The organism is Pseudomonas poae, assembly GCA_028869255.1.
In the GTDB taxonomy this organism is placed as follows: Bacteria; Pseudomonadota; Gammaproteobacteria; order Pseudomonadales; family Pseudomonadaceae; genus Aquipseudomonas; species Aquipseudomonas poae_C.
This window is the reverse complement of the sequence record CP110972.1, coordinates 2,837,550-2,855,784: the sequence shown is the minus strand read 5'-3', so window position 1 is coordinate 2,855,784 and position 18,235 is coordinate 2,837,550. Positions and strand designations below refer to the sequence as shown.

General features: G+C 60.2%; 13 protein-coding genes and 4 pseudogenes. 3 read left to right on the top strand and 14 right to left on the bottom strand.

All coding sequences use genetic code 11. The annotated features are described in order from the left end of the window. Positions 1 to 14: 14 nt before the first annotated feature. Positions 15 to 452: pseudogene (locus tag LRS56_12995) on the bottom strand (GNAT family N-acetyltransferase). Between the two features lie 94 nt (positions 453 to 546). On the opposite strand from LRS56_12995, the gene LRS56_12990 reads away from it, so the two are divergent. Continuing rightward, positions 547 to 2,133, top strand: coding sequence for a RimK family protein (locus LRS56_12990; GenBank protein WDU65280.1), 1,587 nt, complete (start codon positions 547 to 549; stop codon positions 2,131 to 2,133). Positions 2,134 to 2,227: 94 nt separating this feature from the next. Here the strand turns inward: LRS56_12990 and map are convergent, their stop codons facing one another. Both map and LRS56_12980 read right to left on the bottom strand, forming a co-directional pair. Further along, positions 2,228 to 2,986 carry a type I methionyl aminopeptidase gene (gene map / locus LRS56_12985; GenBank protein WDU65279.1) on the bottom strand — a complete coding sequence of 253 codons (759 nt, stop codon included), beginning with the start codon at positions 2,984 to 2,986 and terminating at the stop codon, positions 2,228 to 2,230. Next, positions 2,986 to 3,186 carry a ParD-like family protein gene (locus LRS56_12980; protein ID WDU65278.1) on the bottom strand — a complete coding sequence of 67 codons (201 nt, stop codon included), beginning with the start codon at positions 3,184 to 3,186 and terminating at the stop codon, positions 2,986 to 2,988. The genes map and LRS56_12980 overlap by 1 nt, the downstream gene beginning before the upstream one ends. 275 nt (positions 3,187 to 3,461) lie before the next feature. Here LRS56_12980 and ilvA point away from each other — a divergent pair. Continuing rightward, positions 3,462 to 4,471, top strand: a pseudogene (gene ilvA / locus LRS56_12975) (threonine ammonia-lyase, biosynthetic). A 234-nt stretch (positions 4,472 to 4,705) separates the two neighbouring features. Next, positions 4,706 to 4,975, top strand: coding sequence for a DUF1652 domain-containing protein (locus LRS56_12970; GenBank protein ID WDU65277.1), 270 nt, complete (start codon positions 4,706 to 4,708; stop codon positions 4,973 to 4,975). Here the strand turns inward: LRS56_12970 and LRS56_12965 are convergent. The 11 genes and pseudogenes from LRS56_12965 to LRS56_12915 all read right to left on the bottom strand — a co-directional run bounded on the left by LRS56_12965 (position 4,972) and on the right by LRS56_12915 (position 18,231). Further along, positions 4,972 to 5,369, bottom strand: a pseudogene (locus tag LRS56_12965) (hypothetical protein). The gene LRS56_12970 and the pseudogene LRS56_12965 overlap by 4 nt on opposite strands. 78 nt (positions 5,370 to 5,447) lie before the next feature. After that, positions 5,448 to 5,717, bottom strand: coding sequence for a DUF2790 domain-containing protein (locus LRS56_12960; GenBank protein WDU65276.1), 270 nt, complete (start codon positions 5,715 to 5,717; stop codon positions 5,448 to 5,450). Between the two features lie 187 nt (positions 5,718 to 5,904). Then, positions 5,905 to 6,843, bottom strand: coding sequence for a carbohydrate kinase (locus LRS56_12955; protein ID WDU65275.1), 939 nt, complete (start codon positions 6,841 to 6,843; stop codon positions 5,905 to 5,907). 12 nt (positions 6,844 to 6,855) lie between these two features. After that, a pseudogene (gene xylB, locus LRS56_12950) lies at positions 6,856 to 8,338 on the bottom strand (xylulokinase). 136 nt (positions 8,339 to 8,474) lie between these two features. Continuing rightward, positions 8,475 to 9,956, bottom strand: a complete 1,482-nt coding sequence (locus LRS56_12945) for a mannitol dehydrogenase family protein (GenBank protein ID WDU65274.1) — start codon at positions 9,954 to 9,956, stop codon at positions 8,475 to 8,477. A gap of 16 nt (positions 9,957 to 9,972) precedes the next feature. Beyond that, positions 9,973 to 11,076: a sn-glycerol-3-phosphate ABC transporter ATP-binding protein UgpC gene (gene ugpC, locus LRS56_12940; protein ID WDU65273.1), complete on the bottom strand. Its 1,104-nt coding sequence runs from the start codon at positions 11,074 to 11,076 to the stop codon at positions 9,973 to 9,975. 37 nt (positions 11,077 to 11,113) lie between these two features. Next, on the bottom strand, positions 11,114 to 11,944 hold the full coding sequence (locus LRS56_12935) for a carbohydrate ABC transporter permease (GenBank protein WDU65272.1): 831 nt from the start codon (positions 11,942 to 11,944) through the stop codon (positions 11,114 to 11,116). 10 nt (positions 11,945 to 11,954) lie between these two features. After that, the gene (locus LRS56_12930) at positions 11,955 to 12,845 is read right to left on the bottom strand and encodes a sugar ABC transporter permease (GenBank protein WDU65271.1); all 891 of its coding nucleotides are present in this window, start codon (positions 12,843 to 12,845) and stop codon (positions 11,955 to 11,957) included. Between the two features lie 177 nt (positions 12,846 to 13,022). Then, positions 13,023 to 14,345: a sugar ABC transporter substrate-binding protein gene (locus LRS56_12925; protein WDU65270.1), complete on the bottom strand. Its 1,323-nt coding sequence runs from the start codon at positions 14,343 to 14,345 to the stop codon at positions 13,023 to 13,025. 218 nt (positions 14,346 to 14,563) lie between these two features. After that, positions 14,564 to 14,698, bottom strand: coding sequence for a hypothetical protein (locus LRS56_12920; protein ID WDU65269.1), 135 nt, complete (start codon positions 14,696 to 14,698; stop codon positions 14,564 to 14,566). Further along, positions 14,671 to 18,231: a hypothetical protein gene (locus LRS56_12915; GenBank protein WDU65268.1), complete on the bottom strand. Its 3,561-nt coding sequence runs from the start codon at positions 18,229 to 18,231 to the stop codon at positions 14,671 to 14,673. The genes LRS56_12920 and LRS56_12915 overlap by 28 nt, the downstream gene beginning before the upstream one ends. Positions 18,232 to 18,235: the final 4 nt, after the last annotated feature.

Here is an 18,235-nt window from a genome sequence, read left to right as displayed (position 1 = left end):
CACCTTGGGAGGGCTTTTTCCAGCCGCAGCGCCGAGGTGTGGTCTTCGTAGTAATCATCGACCCAGGCAAAGCGTCGGTAGCCGTTGCGTTCATATAGGGTGAGCGCAGCGGGGTTGTCGGTGCGCACTTCCAGGCGCAAGTGGGTGCAGGCGTGCTCCGCAGCGTACGTTTCGATGCGCGCCAGCAACTGCCTGCCCACGCCCAGCCCTCGAGTGTGCTCGGCGATGGCTAGGGAATATAACCGCGCCAGTGAGGTGCCATTGCGCAACAGCACCAGCCCATAGCCGAGCAACTGCCTGTCGCTTTGCGCCACCAGGAGTTGGCCGTGGGCGCGACGGATCATCCAGTGAAAACTGCGCCGCGACAGGCGGTCGCCGGTGAAACATTGCTGTTCCAATGCCCATAAGGCCGGCACGTCGTCGGGTACTGCAACGCGAAAGAAAAGAGCCATATGACCGCCGTAAAAGTTACGTAACGAAACGGGACTTCTCTAAAAGATCGTGCTTAATAGAAAAGGTCGAGTTCTCTAAAGCGGATCAAATATTATGTCGGCGGTACAAGGTCATTGGCGTGAAGTATCCGAGCAAACAGTCGCGGCGACAATAAGCAATCAGGGTTATTTTTCCGCTCCGCCCAAAGTGGGAAGCCAAGTTTTGATCATTGTCGAGCGCAAGGAAGATTGGGCCTCCTACTTCCCCAGCGAAGACATCGTCACCGCCCATGAATACCTCGAACAAACCCGTGAAAACGAGACCGGCAAGCGTGTGCAGGTGATCAACCTGTGCCGCAGCTACAAATACCTGGGGCACGGTTACTATTGCTCCTTGCTGGCCGAGGCGCGGGGGCACAAGGTGATTCCGTCGGTGCGCACCATCAGTGAATTGACTAAAAAGTCGCTGTATGGCCTGGCACTGGATGACGTGGATAAAACCCTCGATAAAGCCTTGAGTCATCATCTTTACAGCAATACCGAAGGCTTTACCCTGACCCTTTACTTCGGGCGAACCAATATAGAGCCGTTGCAGGAGTTGGCCCGTCAGTTGTTTGAAGCGTTTCCCTGTCCGATTCTGTTAGTTGAGTTTAAAAAGAATAACGGCTGGCACGTCGAGGGGGTCAAGTCCGGGGTGTTACATAAGTTGCGTGACGACCAGGAAGACCAGTTCGCCCACGCCCTCGACAACTTCAGCCGCAAGATCTGGCGCCAGCCACGCTCACGCCGCCTGGCGCGGTATGACCTGGCGATCCTGCACGATCCCCAGGAGCAACTGCCGCCGTCGAATGCTCGTGCCCTGGAAAATTTTATCCGGGTGGGCAAGGGGCTGGGCATCGATGTGGAGTTGATCGAGCGCAAGGACTACTCGCGACTGGCCGAGTACGACGCCTTGCTGATCCGCGAGACTACCAGCGTCGATAACCATACCTACCGTTTCGCCAAAAAAGCCGAAAGCGAAGGGCTGGTGGTGATGGACGACCCGGCGTCGATCCTGCGCTGTACCAACAAGGTCTACCTCACCGACCTGCTGAACAGCCATCGACTGGGCATGCCCGCCACCGAGATTCTGTACAAGGAGCGACCGCAAGATTTCGAGCGGGTCGGCGAGCGCCTGGGTTTCCCGCTGGTGTTGAAGATCCCCGATGGTTGTTTTTCACGTGGGGTGATCAAGGTGGAAAGCCAGGAGGCGCTGCTCAAGGCCACAGCTGAATTGTTCGAGCACTCGGTGCTGTTGCTGGCCCAGGAGTTTTTCTACACCGAGTACGACTGGCGCATCGGCGTGCTCAACCGCAAGCCGATCTTTGCCTGCCAGTACTTTATGTCCAAGGGCCATTGGCAAATCTACAACCACAAGGCCATCGGCCAGGACATCAACGGCGAATGCCGCACCCTGGCGGTCCATGAGGCGCCCAAGGCGGTGGTGGAGCTGGCGGTGAAGACCGCCAACCTGATCGGCGACGGCCTCTATGGGGTCGACCTCAAGCAATCCGGCGACAAGGTGGTGGTGATTGAGGTCAACGACAACCCCAACCTCGACGCGGGCATTGAAGATGCTTATTTGCAGGACGACCTGTATGGCCTGGTGCTGGAAGAGTTTGTGCGGCGCCTGGAATTGAAGCGCCAGGGCCAGGTCTGGTGAGTCGCGATGAAGCCGGTGACGCGCCAGCGCGGTGTTCCTCAAGCACCGTGTTGTACGCATCGCAGGCAAGCCCGCGCCCACAGGTTTGTGTCGTTCAGGAGGCGGCGGGTTGCAGGGTCAGCACCTCAAATCCATCCGCCGTCACCGCCACGGTATGTTCCCACTGCGCCGACAGGCTGTTGTCCTTGGTGACCACGGTCCAGCCGTCCTTCAGACTGCGCACTTTGGCGCTGCCCTGGTTGAGCATCGGCTCGACGGTAAACACCATGCCTTCGCGCAGTTCCAGGCCGGTGCCCGGGCGGCCGAAGTGCAGCACCTGCGGCTCCTCATGCATCTGCCGCCCGATGCCATGGCCGCAGTATTCACGTACCACGCTGTAGCCATTGGCCTGCGCGTGGCTCTGGATCGCGTGGCCGATATCACCCAGGCGCGCACCGGGCTTGACCTGGCGAATGCCGGCCCACATGGCTTCGAAGGTCATTTCCACCAGGCGGCGGGCTTTGGGTGCTACGTCGCCGATCATGTACATCTTGCTGGAGTCGGCGATGAAGCCGCCTTTTTCCAGGGTGATGTCGATGTTGATGATGTCGCCGTCCTTCAACACGTCCTTGGCGCTGGGCATGCCATGGCACACTACCTCGTTGATCGAGGTGTTGATGGAGAACGGGTAGTCGTATTGCCCGAGGCTGGCGGGGCGGGCTTTCAAGTCGTTGCGGATAAACGCTTCGACGGCGCTGTCCAGCTCCAGGGTGGAGCGGCCGGCAGCGACAAAACCATCGAGCATGCTGAACACCTGGGCCAGCAAGCGCCCGGATTCACGCATCACAGCCAGTTGGGCGGCGGTCTTGATCATTAACTGCGCCCCCGGATCAGGTCGGGTTTGTCCAGCAACAGTTTGTTGATCAGCTCGTTGTAGGGCAGGCTGGGGTTCAATTCGGCGAGCAGGCCGATCTTGATCCAGAACTCGGCCTGGGCGTTGATGGAGCGGTCCATGGCGGCGCTGGCCAGGCGTAATTGTTCGTGCAGTTGGTCGGTGATCTTGACGATGCCCATGGGGTTCACTGTGTGAGGTTGATATACAAAGCGTATATGTTTCGTATGTTGCTCGTAAACCCCCAGTGGCTAATTGGCGCTTGGCCATTGACTTGCCGACCAACCGCCGGTTAATTTCCCGACATGACCTTTCAAGCCTTCCGCAGCCAGCCGAGCATTATTATTACCGCCATTCCTCATTTGGCGGGATAGCACACGGCTGCACCCAAACCCGCCCTGGAGGCGGGTTTTGTTTTTCCGTCTCCCGGGCCTTTGCCAAACGCCAGGAGATACCCATGAGCACCTGCACCGCCGACACGGGACTGCTTGAGCATTACGTGAAAAAGATCCTCGCCGCCCCGGTCTATGATTTGGCGGTGCGCACCCCTTGCAAGCCGCACCGGCGCTGTCGGGGATGCTCGGCAATCACGTGTTGCTCAAGCGCGAAGACCTGCAACCGACCTTTTCCTTCAAGATCCGCGGCGCCTACAACAAGCTGGTGCAGCTCAGCGCCGAGCAAAAGGCCCGGGGTGTGGTTACCGCTTCGGCGGGCAACCATGCCCAGGGCGTGGCGCTGGCGGCGCGGGAGCTGGGGATCAAGGCGCGCATCGTCATGCCCAGCACCACGCCCGCGTTGAAGGTGCTGGGCGTGCGTTCCCGGGGTGCCGAAGCAGTGCTGCACGGGGCGAGCTTCCCCTTTGCCCTGGCCCATGCGCTGCAACTGGCCGAAACCAGCGGCAGCACCTTCGTTTCGCCGTTCGATGACCCGGATGTGATCGCCGGCCAAGGCACGGTCGCTATGGAGATCCTGCAACAGCAGCAGGGCCCGTTGGATGTGATCTTTGTGCCGGTGGGCGGCGGTGGCCTGATCGCCGGGATTGCCGCCTATGTCAAATACCTGCGGCCCGAGGTGCGCATCATCGGCGTTGAGCCCGAAGGGTCCAGCTGCCTGCTCGCAGCCCTGCATGCCGGTGAGCGGGTGGTGCTGCCGCGTGTCGACGGGTTCGCCGATGGTACGGCGGTCGCGCAAGTCGGTGCCTATGGCTTTGAAATCTGCCGCGATTGGGTGGATGAAGTGATCACGGTCAGCAACGATGAGTTGTGCAGTGCCATCAAACTGATCTACGACGATACGCGCTCCATCACCGAGCCTTCTGGTGCATTGGCCGTTGCAGGTATTCGTAAATATGTCGAACGCGAGGGTGGGCGTGGGCAGACGTTGGTTGCTGTTAACTCTGGCGCCAATATCAACTTCGATAGTTTGCGACATGTTGCAGAAAGAGTGGCCGCACAAAGTCCCGTTTAACCGCAAGCCCCGGGTTAAACGATTAATCGAAGCGGTTCGACGATAATTTGCAGGGGGCTGTTCAATTTATATAAATCGGCTTGCTGCTTATGAGGAAAAGTTACAACCACAGCGGAATTTGCCGAGTACGCTTGGTGATTACAAGCGTCTGCCAAGGTCGGCGAGGCGTGGCGGGCGAGTGCCTGCCGGACACACAATAACCTGTTGGCAGTCTCATGAAAGGAGAGGTTGACCATGCTTTCGGAATTAGAACTTCGCAGCATCATTGAAGGAAGTTTCCTGCCCAAGCGGTGCGAATGCACCAAAGCCGAAGATGCCTCGCTGACGATCAAGGTCTATGACGACCGCGACCGTGACCGGGTGGATTTGGAAGTCAAAGGTATAAACGCTGACAAACTCGACAGCAGTCGAGCTATTTGCAACCTGATCACCGGGTTGCGCGAAGACCTCAAGCACACCCATACACCCGCTCTGCAACGAGCGGGAGGGCGCGGCGTCTACTAGCGGGACGCCTGAGGCTGAATCACCGAAGACCTGTGGGCCTGGATAAACGCCAGGCCCAGTACGGTCTCTGTTGCCACCGCCAGCAGGATCCCGGGCCCTGCGTTGCCATTGATCCATTCTCCCAAACCCAATAAGGCCAATATCAGGCATCCGGTGCTGAACCCGGCGGTCATGGCGTTGCGCAGTTCGGAGGGGGGGCATGGCGGGCGCGATAAAACATGATGCCGATACCCAGGAACAGGGCGGCATTGCGCCGGCAGACCAGGCCGGTGGCACTGGAATATTCGACGCTCCACAGCCATAAAAGCAGCTGCGGACGAAGCCCCCAAACCAGGGCGAGGGCGAAGCACAGCAGGGCGGTGAAGGTTGCGAGGGGGCGGAAGCTCAACTGCATGGCGAATCCTTTCTGCCGTATGACAAGCCCGCAAGATTACGCTTTCAGGTGCGGGCTTGTCGCGGGTCTTTCACCGGCTCAATTCTGGAAATCGCAGGCTTCGGACATTTTCCGATAGCTCACGTCTTCCACTTTGCCGGCCTTGTCGAGGAACTTGATATTCGCCTTGATGACTTTGCAGTCGTTGGTCGGGGTTTCGTTCATGGCCAGGACTTTGGCGATATTCATTGGCATGCCGTACTGGTAGGGCACAGGTTTGACCGCATCGGTTTGATCGTCAGCCTGTGCCAGGCCCGATACCGCTGCCAGCGCCAGCGCGCCGCCGAGCATTAAGGTACGTAGTTTCATGGTGGTTCTCCGCAAGTCGTTCGCGGGCTCAGCAATGTGCTGAGCCGCGGCCGCCCTGAGCAACGGCGGAGCCGTGCGAGTGCGGTCGATTCAACTCTCGTTCGGGCGGATTAACCATGAATTAAGCTGGGGCTTTACTGACAAAAGCTTCATCTTGCGTGCCCAGGCGTCCTGTCCTACGTATTCGTCAGTCCAACTGATGACGATACGGCAAATCCGGCCCGGTCTTGCCACAGGTCAAGGCGGCCGCCCGTATGGCGAACGTGAGCATCGTGTCAATCTGCGCACGGCTAAGCTGTTGCAAGCCCTCCACCGAATCCAGCTGCTGCTCGGTCAACCATGCAATCAACGCCGCCTGGAAGGTATCGCCAGCCCCCACCGTATCGGCCATCACCACCTTCAGCGCCGGCTGGGACCAACTGCCATGCTGGCGACTGAACACGCTGGCGCCATCGCCGCCACGGGTCAGGAACACCAGCTGGCAACGGTGCTGCAACCAGCCTTGCAGCACGCTTTCCGGCGACTGGTCGGGGTAGAGCAGGTGCAAGTCTTCATCGCTGACCTTGATCAGGTCGGCATGCTTGACCAGTTCGGCGACACGCTCGCGCCATAGCTGGATATCCGGCTGCGGGTTCAGGCGCACGTTGGGGTCGAGGCTGATCAGGCGCTTGCCGCTTTCGCGCTTGACCAGGCTCAGCAGGGTGTCGCCAATCGGCTGCACCACCAGGGAGAACGAGCCGACATGCAACCCGCGCACGTCATCGCCGAGTACCGGCAGGTGCGCGACTTCCAGCAGCCGGTCGGCGCAGCCTTCACCGCGGAAATTGTACTGCGGTGAGCCATTGGCGCCCACGGCGACCATCGACAGGGTGGTCGGCGCAGCGAATTCCACCAGGAACCGCTCGTCCACGCCTTCATCCTTGAGCACCTGCAACAGGCGCCGGCCCAGGAAGTCGGTGGACAACCCGCCGAACAGCCCGGCTTCGATACCCAGGCGGCGCAAGCCGACTGCGACGTTGAACGGTGAGCCCCCGGCAATCGCCTTGTAATTGACCTTCGAAGCCTGCCCGCCGGCCTCTTCCTCGCTGAAAAAATCAAACAGCGCTTCGCCACACACCAGATACATAGTCGTTCGCTCTTAAAGGGTTGCCACTTGTTGTTGATAGCGCTCGTAAGCCTGCTGATAGGCCGCGACATGCGCTGCTACCGGCAAGGTACGGCTGGCTGGGTCGATGCTCACACATTTGTCGCACAGGCTGGCCAGGGGTTCACCGGACCGGCTCCATGCCGCCTGGATCGCCGCGCCCAGGGCGGCGGCTTCGCTTTGTTCAGTGCAGACCACTTCGGTGTTCATGATATCGGCAACCATCTGCCGCCATATCGGGCTTTTCGAGCCGCCGCCGATCAAGCGGATACTATGGCTTTGCAGGCCGGTCTGGCGCAGCAGGTCCAGGCCATAGCGCAGGCCGAACGTGGTGCCTTCGACCACGGCGCGGCACAGGTTGGCGCGGGTCAGGTTGGTCATGGTCAGGCCGTGCAGGCTGCCGGTGGCGTGGGGCAGGGCGGGTACGCGCTCGCCGTTGAGAAAGGGCAGCATGCTCACGCCGTCGGCACCAATCGGTGCCTCGGCGACCAAGGCGTTGAAGGCGTTCAGGTCCAGCTCGAACAGCTCACGGATCACCCCGGTGGCGTTGGTCAGGTTCATGGTGCAAATCAACGGCAGCCAGCCGCCGCTGGAGGAGCAGAACGTCGCGACGGACGCTTGCGGGCTGACGTTCGGTTGATCGGCAAAGGCATACACCGTGCCCGATGAGCCCAGGCTCATGGTGATCACGCCCGGGGCGATATTGCCGGTGCCGATGGCGCCCATCATATTGTCGCCGCCGCCACTGGCGACGATGGCGTTGGGGTTGATGCCCAGGCGTTCGGCGATGGCCGGCAGGAGGGTGCCGACCGCCTGATCCGCCTCGATCAATTGCGGTAAGGCCTGTTCCAGGCGACCGCTCGGATCGATGTGCTTGAGCAGTGCCACATCCCACTCACGGCTGCGCACGTTGAAGTAGCCGGTGCCGGACGCATCGCCATACTCGGCGACGGCGCGTCCGGTCAGCCAATAGTTGAGATAGTCGTGGGGCAGCAGGACATGCGCGATACGCGCGAAGATGTCCGGGTGCTGTTCGCGGGTCCACAGCAGCTTGGACACGGTGTAGCCCGGCGCGATGGCCACGCCGAGGCGCTCCAGTGAGCCGTTCTCACCCCCCCAGATACGCCAGCAGACGGTCGTTTTCGGGGGCGGTTTCGGTGTCGCACCACAGCTTGGCCGGGCGCAGCACCTGGCCCTGGTCATCGAGCAATACCAGGCCGTGCTGCTGGCCCGAAACGCCGATGCCAAGGATGTCCTGGCCGTCCACACCGGCCTGTTGCAAGGCGCGGTGGGTGGCTTCGGTAAAGGCGTCCAGCCATTCCTGGGTGTGCTGTTCGCGACGACCATTGGCGCCGCTGATCAGAGTGTGGGCGGCGGCGCCCAGGCCCAGCACCTTGCCGCTGGAGGCGTCGAGGACGATGGCCTTGGTGCCTTGGGTGCCGCAGTCGATGCCTAAGTAGAGGTTTTGCTGGGTCATGATGGTTTGCTCAGCAGTATTGTTGGATTGAAAATACGCTCAAATGTGGGAGCTGGCTTGCCTGCGATGGCGGTGGTTCAGCCAGCCCTGAGCCGACCGGTAGATCGCCATCGCAAGCAAGCCAGCTCCCACAGGGTTAAGCCGGTTTCTTCAGGAGCTGCTGCAGTGTGTCTGTTACGCCGTTATCGCGCAGGCTTGCATAGCACCGCTCAAACGCTGCCACAAACTCAGGCGAGTTGGGAATAGCCGTGCCGAAAATCTCCTCGACCCCCAGCAACCGTTTACTGATCAGCGCATCGTCGCTCACCAGTCCTTGGCAGAACTCCGCTCGAGGGTCGGGAATTTTGTACGCCACGCCATGCTCATCCACACCCTTCAAATACAACGCCCAGGCTGCCACGACCAGCGCCGCACGCTCGGTCTCGCGGCCATCGGCAATCAGGCGATTGATGGTCGGTACGGTGAACTTGGGAAACTTCGACGAACCATCCGAACACACCCGCTCCAGCTGGTCGGCAATCGCCTGGTTGGAAAAGCGGTCGACCAGGGTCTGCTTGTACGCCGTCAGGTCGATACCCGGCACCGGCGCCAGGTTGGGCGTGACGTCCAGGTCCATGTAGGCGCGCATGTAGGCGACAAACACCGGGTCGTTCATGGTTTCGTGCACAAACCGGTATCCCTTGAGAAACCCCAGGTAGGTCAAGGCCAGGTGGCTGCCGTTGAGCAGGCCGATTTTCATTTCTTCATAGGGCGTCACGTCGTCGGTGAACTGCACGCCGACCTTTTCCCAGGCCGGGCGACCGTTGACGAACTTGTCTTCCAGCACCCATTGCACAAACGGCTCGCACACCACCGGCCAGGCATCGTCGATGGCATGTTCGTCGTGCAGTTGCAGGCGGTGGGCGGTGCTGGTCATCGGCGTGATGCGGTCGACCATGGCATTCGGGAAGCTCACATTGGCCTTGATCCAGTCGTGCAGCTCGCCATTGTGCAGGGCGGCGAAGGCCAGCAGCGCCTTGCGCGTCACGCCGCCGTTGTGCGGCAGGTTGTCGCAGGACATGACGGTGAAGGCGGGTGTGCCGGCGGCGCGGCGTTTGGTCAGCGCGGCGCAGATAAAGCCGAACACGGTTTTTGGCGCGTTCGGGTGCGCCAGGTCGTGCTGGATCTGCGGCAGGTGGGCCATGAACTCGCCGTTGCTGTCGTCGATGCAATAGCCGCCTTCGGTGATGGTCAGCGAGACGATGCGAATCTCGGGGCTGGCCAGCTTGTCGATCAGCGCCTGGGCGCTGTCTTCGGCCAGCAGCATGTCGCTGATCGCGCCGATCACGCGCACCTCGGTATCGTCGGTGTCACCCAGTTCATACAGGGTAAACAAGTAGTCCTGGCCGGCCAGGTCATCACGCGCCTTGCGGTCCTCGGCGCGCAGGCCTACGCCGCAGATGCTCCAGTCCAGCCCTTCACCGGTATTCATCAAGGCGTCGGTGTAATACGCCTGATGGGCGCGATGGAAACCGCCGACGCCGATATGGGCGATGCCCTGCGTGGTGCTGGCAATGGCATAGGCCGGGGTTTTGACTTGCGGCGCCAGTTGGCTGAGGTTCTGTTTATTCAGTTTCATCACAAATCTCACGAAATCAGGCGGCAGCGCGCAGTGGGCGGGCCACGGCCACGCCGTCGGTGTCGAACAGGTGGCAGTGCTCCGGGTTCAGGTGCAGCTGCAGCGTTTCGCCGTATTGGCTGGCCATGTCGCCACGAATCCGCATGGTCAGCGGCTCGCCGGTGGCGGTGATGACGTGGCAAAAGGTGTCGCTGCCCAGGCGTTCGCCGACGTCGGCGGTGACGGTCAGGGTGGTTTGGCCGGGTGAAGCAATTTCCAGGTGCTCCGGGCGAATCCCCAGGGTCACCGCGCTGCCCACGCTCAAGCTGGCGCCGCTCAGAGGCAGGCTGATGGTGGTGCCGGCGTCCAGTTGTACTTCGCAGCCCTGGCCTTCGACGCGGGTGACTTTGCCTTTGAGAAAGCCCATCTTCGGCGTGCCGAGAAAGCCCGCCACAAACAGGTTGGCCGGCTGGTGGTACAGCTCCAGCGGCGAGCCGACCTGCTCGATACGCCCGCTGTTCAACACCACCACCTTGTCGGCCAGCGTCATCGCTTCGACCTGGTCGTGGGTCACGTAGATCATGGTCGCTTGCAGCTCTTTATGCAGGCGCGCCAGTTCCAGGCGCATCTGCACGCGCAGGGCGGCGTCGAGGTTGGACAGCGGTTCGTCGAACAGGAAGATCTTCGGGTTGCGCACAATGGCCCGGCCGATGGCCACGCGCTGGCGCTGGCCACCGGACAGTTGCTTGGGTTTACGCTCCAGCAGCGGGCCCAGCTCGAGGATGCGCGCCGCTTCGTTAACCTTGCTCTCCACCAGCTTCTTGTCGACGCCTGCCAGGTCCAGGGCAAACGACATGTTCTTGCGCACGCTCATGTGCGGGTACAGGGCGTAGGTCTGGAACACCATCGCCAGGTCGCGCTTGGCCGGGGTGACTTCGGTGATGTCGCGGCCATCCAGTTCGATGGTGCCTTCGGTGACTTCTTCCAGGCCGGCAATCAAGCGCAGCAGGGTGGATTTACCGCAGCCCGACGGGCCGACGAAGACCACGAACTCCTTGTCGTTCACTTCCAGGTCGATGCCTTTGATGATGGAAAAGCCTTCGAAGCCTTTTTGCAGATTCTTGATTTTCAGGTTGGCCATGATGGGCCTCCACATGCAATTTTTTATAAGAAGCCGGTTATTTCACGGCGCCGAAGGACAAACCGCGCACCAGCTGTTTCTGGCTGATCCAGCCAAAAATCAGGATCGGCGCGCAGGCCAGGGTCGACACGGCGGACAATTTGGCCCAGAACAAGCCTTCGGGGCTGGAGTAGGAGGCGATCAGCGCGGTCAGCGGCGCGGCATTCGACGAGGTCAGGTTCAGCGACCAGAACGCCTCGTTCCAGCACAGGATCAGCGACAGCAACACCGTGGAGGCCAGGCCACCCTTGGCGATCGGCAGCAGCACCCGGACCATTTCCTGCCACAGGGTCGCGCCGTCCAGGCGCGCCGCTTCGAGGATGTCTTTGGGGATGTCCTTGAAGTAGGTGTAAACCATCCACACCACAATCGGCAGGTTGATCAGGGTGTAGATGATGATCAGCGCAATGCGTGTGTCCAGCAGGCCAAAGCTCTTGGCCAGCAGGTAGATCGGCATCAGCACGCCCACCGGTGGCAGCATCTTGGTGGACAGCATCCACAGCAGGGTGCCCTTGGTGCGTTTGGTTTCGTAGAACGCCATGGAGTAAGCGGCCGGCACCGAGATCAGCAGGCACAGCGCGGTGGCGCTGAACGAGATCAGCACCGAGTTCCAGGCGTAGCTGAAGTAATTGCTGCGCTCGTTGATGTGCAGGTAGTTCTCCAGCGTCGGCGTGAAGATGAACTGCGGCGGGGTGGCGAACGCGTCGATTTCGGTCTTGAAGCTGGTCAGCACCATCCAGAAGATCGGGAAGAAAATCAGGATCGCGATGGCCCAGGCCAACGTGCCGAGCAACAGGCTTTGCAGGCGACGGGATTGTTGAAGCGTCATGGCGCGGCCCTCAAGGCTTGTCAGTCAGGTTTTTGCCGATCATCCGCACCAGGATGATCGCCGCGATATTGGCGATGACCACGGCAATCAAGCCGCCGGCCGACGCCATGCCCACGTCGAACTGCACCAGCGCCTGGTTGTAGATCAGGTAGGCGAGGTTGGTCGAGGCGTAGCCGGGGCCACCGTTGGTGGTGGTGAAGATTTCGGCGAACACCGAGAGCAGAAAGATCGTTTCGATCATCACCACCACGGCAATCGGGCGGGCCAGGTGGGGCAGGGTCAGGTGCCAGAAAATCGCGATGGCGCCCGCGCCGTCCAGGCGTGCGGCTTCCTTTTGTTCCTGGTCGAGGGACTGCATGGCGGTCATCAGCAGCAGGATGGCGAAGGGCAGCCACTGCCACGAGACAATGATGATGATCGACAACAACGGGTAGTGCGCGAGCCAGTCCACGGGTTCTGCGCCGAAGAACTTCCACACGGCGGCAAGGATCCCCGACACCGGGTGGAAAATCAGGTTCTTCCAGATCAGCGCACCGACGGTGGGCATGATGAAGAACGGCGAAATCAACAGCACCCGCACCAGGCCGCGGCCGAAGAACTCACTGGCCTCCAGCAACGCACTGATCAACACGCCGAACACCACGCTGATCAGCAGCACGCTGCCTACCAGCAACAGGGTGTTGGTGGCGCCGGGCAGGAAGCCCGAGTCGGTGATGAAGTAGGTGAAGTTCTCCAGCCCCACGAATTGGTTTTCACCGGGGTAGAGCAGGTTGTAGCGGATCAGCGAAAAGTACAGGGTCATGCCCAGCGGCACGATCATCCACAGCAGCAACAAGGCCACCGAGGGGCTGACGAGGAACCAGCCGGGGTTGGCCAGACGGTTTTTGGGCGTTGTATTCATGGTGATCAAAGCCAGTCGATTACATGCAGAACCAGAGTCGGAGCGCGATCAAATGTGGGAGCTGGCTTGCCTGCGATGGCATCACCTGGGTGTAACTGACAGACCGAGTTGTCTGCATCGCAGGCAAGCCAGCTCCCACAAAAGCCCTGCTCCCACATTTACGGGGGTGTACCGGCCTTATTTGGGGTAGCCGGCCCGCTTCATTTCACGCTCGGTGGTGGTCTGTGCGGCGGTCAATGCGGCATCGACCGTTTGCTGACCGGTCAGCGCGCCCGAGAAGAATTTGCCGACCTGGGTGCCAATCGCCTGGAACTCAGGAATGGTCACCAACTGGATACCGATATACGGCACCGGCTTGAGGGTCGGCTTGGTCGGGTCGGCGACTTTCAGTGATTCCAGGGTGACCTTGGCGAACGGTGCGGCCTTCATGTACTCGTCGCTGTAGGTCGACTTGCGCGTACCTGGCGGTACGTTGGCAACGCCGTCGGTCTTGGCGACCAATGCGCCATATTCCTTGGAAGTGGCCCAGCTGGTGAACACTTTGGCGGCGTCCTTGGCTTTGGAGCTGGTGGGGATCGCCAGGCTCCAGGAGTACAGCCACGAGGTGCCCTTATCGGTTTTTTCGTGCGGGGCGAAGGTAAAGCCTACGTGGTCGGCGACCTTGCTTTGGGTCTTGTCGGTGACAAACGAGCCGGCCACGCTGGCGTCGACCCAGATTGCGCACTTGCCGCTGTTGAACAGCGCGAGGTTTTCGTTGAAACCGTTGCTGGAAGCACCCGGCGGGCCGGATTTCTTCATAGTGTCGACGTAGAAGTTCAGCGCATCCTTCCACTCGGGGCCGGTGAATTCAGGCTGCCACTTCTCATCGAACCAGCGCGCCCCGTAGCCGTTGGCCAGGGTGGTGATCAGCGCCATGTTCTCGCCCCAACCGGCTTTACCGCGCAGGCACAGGCCGTATTGCTCTTTGCTCTTGTCGGTGAGTTTGGCCGCGAATTCGCCGATCTGGCTCCAGGTCGGGTGCTCGGGCATGGTCAGCCCGGCGTCCTTGAACAGATCGGTGCGGTAATAGGTAATCGAGCTTTCGGCGTAGAACGGCAGGGCGTACAGCGAGCCCTTGACGGACAAACCGTCACGCACCGAAGGGAATACATCGTCGAGGTCGTAGGATGCCGGTAGGTCCTTCATCGGCTCCAGCCAGCCCTTCGCACCCCAGAGTGCAGCTTCGTACATACCAATGGTCAACACATCGAACTGCCCGCCCTGTGTCGCGATGTCAGTGGTGAGGCGCTGGCGCAGCACGTTTTCTTCGAGCACCACCCAGTTCAGCTTGATGTCCGGATGCTCGGTCTCGAAGGTTTTCGAGAGCTTTTGCATGCGGATCATGTCGCTGTTGTTGACGGTGGCAATGGTCAGGGTTTGCGCGCCAAGACTGACGGCGCTGAGGGTCATGCATGCTGTCATGCAAGTCGAGGCAAGCAGAGTTTTTGCTGTGAACTTCATCGCGCACTCCATTTCCGCGCCCAGGGGGCTACAGAAGGACAGTTATTGTTGTTGTGTCTTCCTGGCGTACGGCCAGGAAGAGTGTGCGTTGATTACAGCCTTCAAATGGGGTTATGACAAATCCTTGGGCGCACTTGGACTGATACTTTTTTGCACTGATGCTCAGTTCGGATGAAACGATTCATCCGAACATAGCGCCAAGGTCCTGCCTCACCGGGCTATGCGCCGATATAGCCATGAGCCAGTGGCGTCTTGGGTTGCACGATAAGTGCAGTCATCCAGTTCTTCTCCAGCGGGCTGATCGGTCGGCCGCCTTCCATGATTTTCAGGTTGTCGCGTTCCCATTGGGCCATGACCTTTTTAAGTTGCTGCGTATATTCGCGGGCCGGGCACGCAATGTTCGCCCAGGGGCCACAATCCAGGCATCCGCCCAGGCTGCTTCTGAAAAGTCCGGTGTACCGGGTGGCAGCACTGGCGGCCCGCCGACGACGGTGAACGCGTGCGCGTCCCCGGCGGCCCACTCGTAAGCACGGCCGCCGCTTTTTTTGATGATGTCCTTGGACAGCAAAGCCATTTCGCCGCAGTTTCCGGCCCCGGACTTCAAAATCAGGTCTGAGCGATTTAACGCCCCATGCGGTACGGTCCTGCGCAACCAGCCAATCGCCATACCCGCGGCCTCAGCGCGGGCCAAATCCGCTTTTGAGCGGATTTGGTTACCGGGCCCCAGGCCGGTGGCCTTCATGGAGCGGTTGACGCTGTCTTTTGCCTGTTCTGCATAGAATTTGTTTTGCTGCTCTGTCGTCCAGGTGGCGAACTCGGCGGGTTTGGCCAATTCGGAAACCTGGTTCGGCCTCAAGGCGATATCCGCTTTGTCGATGGCTTTGGCCCGCTGCAGTCGATAGACAACCTCGCGTTGCTGTTCCTTGGTCAGGTCTTTACAAGAGGCTTTTAACTCATCTATATCCGCTTTCAGGTAGCCCGAACGCTCCAGGTCTTCAAACGCAGTATTCAATTTCGGCAGTGCAATGAAATCGGCATCAAATGGTACGTTGGCCACACCTTGACGAATGCTGAATTTATTCCGGTAAGCCGTGACCATCGATAGCTCATCGGGCGTGCATTTGTGGAACGTCAGCTCGCTGCCGGGCGCACCATCCAATCGTGCGTAGTAAAACTCGGCGGTATCCGCCTCGATCACCAGGTATTTGGCGGTACTGCCGCCTACCGTGCCGTTAACGATCACGCCACGCACTTCCCGTTTGTCGTCGACGGCATCACTGATGCGGTTGAGCTTTACCACGCGGGTTTCGCGCTCCAGCGCTTCACTGCTTTGTGCGTTGAAAAAACCGAACTCGGGTTCATTTTTGAGCGTGCCGGTGATCTTAGGTTTGTAGGCGATGGGCTTGCTCTCAGGCACCGGATGCAGTTGGGGCCCCATTTCGCCGTCGACCATTTTCCAGCGGCGGCGCTCGAAAATCACAAACTGGTCCTTGCGCAGCAACTTAGGCGTTGAGGGAAACAGGCGCACGTGCTCAAGCGCCTGAAGCTCCTGGCGCAACTCGCCGGACACTTCCTCGACGACCTTGGTAAAGCACGTGTCGTTGGCGCCGCGCTTGACGCGTTCGCCGATACCGGGGGCCGGGCAGAAGGCTTCGAAGCCTTCCAGCGGCTTATAATGATCGGCCGACTCCAGATCACGCAGCAAGCCCGGTTCGCGCGTGTCGTAGCGGTAAACCTTGCCCTCATTGATCAAGTCGAAGCCATGGGTGCGCGTGACGGTATACGCGTCTGCGGCCAAAGGCTTTTCGGTGACCAGCGCTTTGGCGCCGTCGGAAAAGGTTTCTTGTTCTACGGACGAAGATGTGTCCGAGACGAAGTCCTCCAGGGCTGGCCCGTAGGGCGCCATTGTCTTGGTGTCGTAGGCATACCATTTGCCGTCATTGAACACGGCAGTGGCCTTGACCGGCTCCTTGATGTCACCGGCAAGGTTGAATCTGCCATTGGCGATATCGGAGCGGGTTTGAAGTTCGGCGCTACCCGGCAGCCGATCGCCGTTTTGAAGCCTGGACAGCACGCGATTTTCGCCGGCTACGGCGTCCGCGCTCATGTCCTTGGCGGCGACCGCCAAACCTTCGGTGGTCTTCACCGCCGCCCCCTCAAAGGCGTCTGCCGCCACTGACCACAACTTGCCCACGCCCACCGGCAAGAGAATGCCCAGCGCGTCGAAGAACAGGTCCCGGCCGGCCTCGACATAGTTGCCTTGGTAGATATCTTCAATGCTGGTGACGCCTGGGATCATCCGCGCCAGAAAGTTGAGCCGATCAAGGGACGTCGACGGTTGCGTTTCCAGCGGGTTGTGGCCTCGGTTGATGGCCTTGAATTCGTCTTTGCGCAGGAAGTGCGAATCCACGAGGGTTGTGGCGATTTGCTCAAACGCCTCATTGAAGTAGCCGGGTGCCTGTGTTTCGCGGTTGGCACCGAAGGTGACGGTGCTTTCGTTGACCAGTTCCCCATTGATCAGCGTCTGCGGTGTTATGCGCTCAACGATCACCTCGCTGGTGACGCCGGCCTGTGGCGACGCGGAGGAGCTGAATGCGTTGAAGTCCAGAGGTAACGAATGAGCACCTTCCGGGCGGCCATCGTAGATCTTGCCGAAGCTGTGGTTCGTGCCCCCGATGGGCATGGGCACGGGTAATCCTTCGAGCTTCCTGACGGTCCGGGCATCCGGGAATACGCCATAGTCGCTGACGTTACCGCTGCTGTCGGTTGAGCGAATAATAATGCCGTGGCTGCCCTTTTTACCGGTTTTTGCTTGCAGGTGTTGCCATACGCTCGTGTCCGGTTCGCGGACGCTGTAGTACTCCAGGCGGCCGTAAGTGAGGTGGTTGCTGGCCAGCTCCGGAATGCGTGACAACAGGTCTTTGATTTGCACGATCGAGTGGGTGCGGCGCCCTGCAAAGTCCTTTTCGATGGCGGCCTCGTACTGCGCGTTAACGTCGGGCAGGCTCGCGGCCTTCTTGTACATCGCGTCGATAGGGATTCGGGCGTCCTTTGCCTCCCAGGCCGACGAGCTCGCCTGAAATCTCTCTATGAGGTTTTGTGGTTTGTAAGCGTCACCCAGTTGCCCGGCTTCATAAGCCTCTACGGACGATGCCAGATACCCGAGGCCTTCACCGTCCTGGCGCCATAGATTTCGCTGCTCGTACGGCAACTGTTCGCCGAACTTTTCCTTCAGGTTCTCAAGGGCAAGGGATCTTCGAGTCGGAACCGGCACGTCGCTTAAATACGCCCTGGCCTGTGCCACCTGTGTGGTTTGCTCAGCCAAGCGGGTGTTACACAACTGCAGTTGCTCCAGGCTGTACGCGTCGCCGGCATTTTTGGGGATGACATGGTTAATCACGCCCCAGTCGATCAGCGGGTTCATCTGAGCCCTGAGCAATTGTTTTTCTTCGGCTTTGGACAGCGGTTTTATCTGGTGCAGGGCCATGACTTGCCCGTAGGTCATACCGGCTGCCGCACCTGGGGCAAGCTGCTCAATACGGTTCACTGCTGTGTGCAGGCTGACCCATTCGGGGGTGCCATATACGAGCGTGTCCGGCAGACCCTTCAGCAAAAACTGTGGCGCCTTGCCGGCCAACAGCAAGTGGGCGGCGATCCCGGCATTGGCGGATGACACTTTATGGCGTTGCACCAGGTGCTGCGTGAACGACTCGGAGATTGCCTGCGCCGTTTTTCCGACGTTCTCCCTGTCCATAAAATCAAAGCCCGCCAGTGCGTTGCGCTGATTGCCGGCCTGCGGGTCCAGGTTGAGCACCAGGGCCGTAAAGAGCCACTGCTTGACGCTGATGGGCGTAGGGAACCCCTTAAGCTGCGTTTGTAGCTCCATGCCC

Excerpts from the sequence above, each read along its gene's own strand:
- LRS56_12920 (WDU65269.1), bottom strand. The coding sequence starts at position 14,698 with ATGGCCCAATGGGAACGCGACAACCTGAAAATCATGGAAGGCGGCCGA.
- map (WDU65279.1), bottom strand. The coding sequence starts at position 2,986 with ATGATCAAGACCGCCGCCCAACTGGCTGTGATGCGTGAATCCGGGCGC.
- LRS56_12955 (WDU65275.1), bottom strand. The coding sequence starts at position 6,843 with ATGTATCTGGTGTGTGGCGAAGCGCTGTTTGATTTTTTCAGCGAGGAA.
- LRS56_12970 (WDU65277.1), top strand. The coding sequence starts at position 4,706 with ATGCTTTCGGAATTAGAACTTCGCAGCATCATTGAAGGAAGTTTCCTG.
- LRS56_12915 (WDU65268.1), bottom strand. The coding sequence starts at position 18,231 with ATGGAGCTACAAACGCAGCTTAAGGGGTTCCCTACGCCCATCAGCGTC.
- LRS56_12925 (WDU65270.1), bottom strand. The coding sequence starts at position 14,345 with ATGAAGTTCACAGCAAAAACTCTGCTTGCCTCGACTTGCATGACAGCA.
- ugpC (WDU65273.1), bottom strand. The coding sequence starts at position 11,076 with ATGGCCAACCTGAAAATCAAGAATCTGCAAAAAGGCTTCGAAGGCTTT.
- LRS56_12935 (WDU65272.1), bottom strand. The coding sequence starts at position 11,944 with ATGACGCTTCAACAATCCCGTCGCCTGCAAAGCCTGTTGCTCGGCACG.
- LRS56_12960 (WDU65276.1), bottom strand. The coding sequence starts at position 5,717 with ATGAAACTACGTACCTTAATGCTCGGCGGCGCGCTGGCGCTGGCAGCG.
- LRS56_12945 (WDU65274.1), bottom strand. The coding sequence starts at position 9,956 with ATGAAACTGAATAAACAGAACCTCAGCCAACTGGCGCCGCAAGTCAAA.
- LRS56_12980 (WDU65278.1), bottom strand. The coding sequence starts at position 3,186 with ATGGGCATCGTCAAGATCACCGACCAACTGCACGAACAATTACGCCTG.
- LRS56_12990 (WDU65280.1), top strand. The coding sequence starts at position 547 with ATGTCGGCGGTACAAGGTCATTGGCGTGAAGTATCCGAGCAAACAGTC.
- LRS56_12930 (WDU65271.1), bottom strand. The coding sequence starts at position 12,845 with ATGAATACAACGCCCAAAAACCGTCTGGCCAACCCCGGCTGGTTCCTC.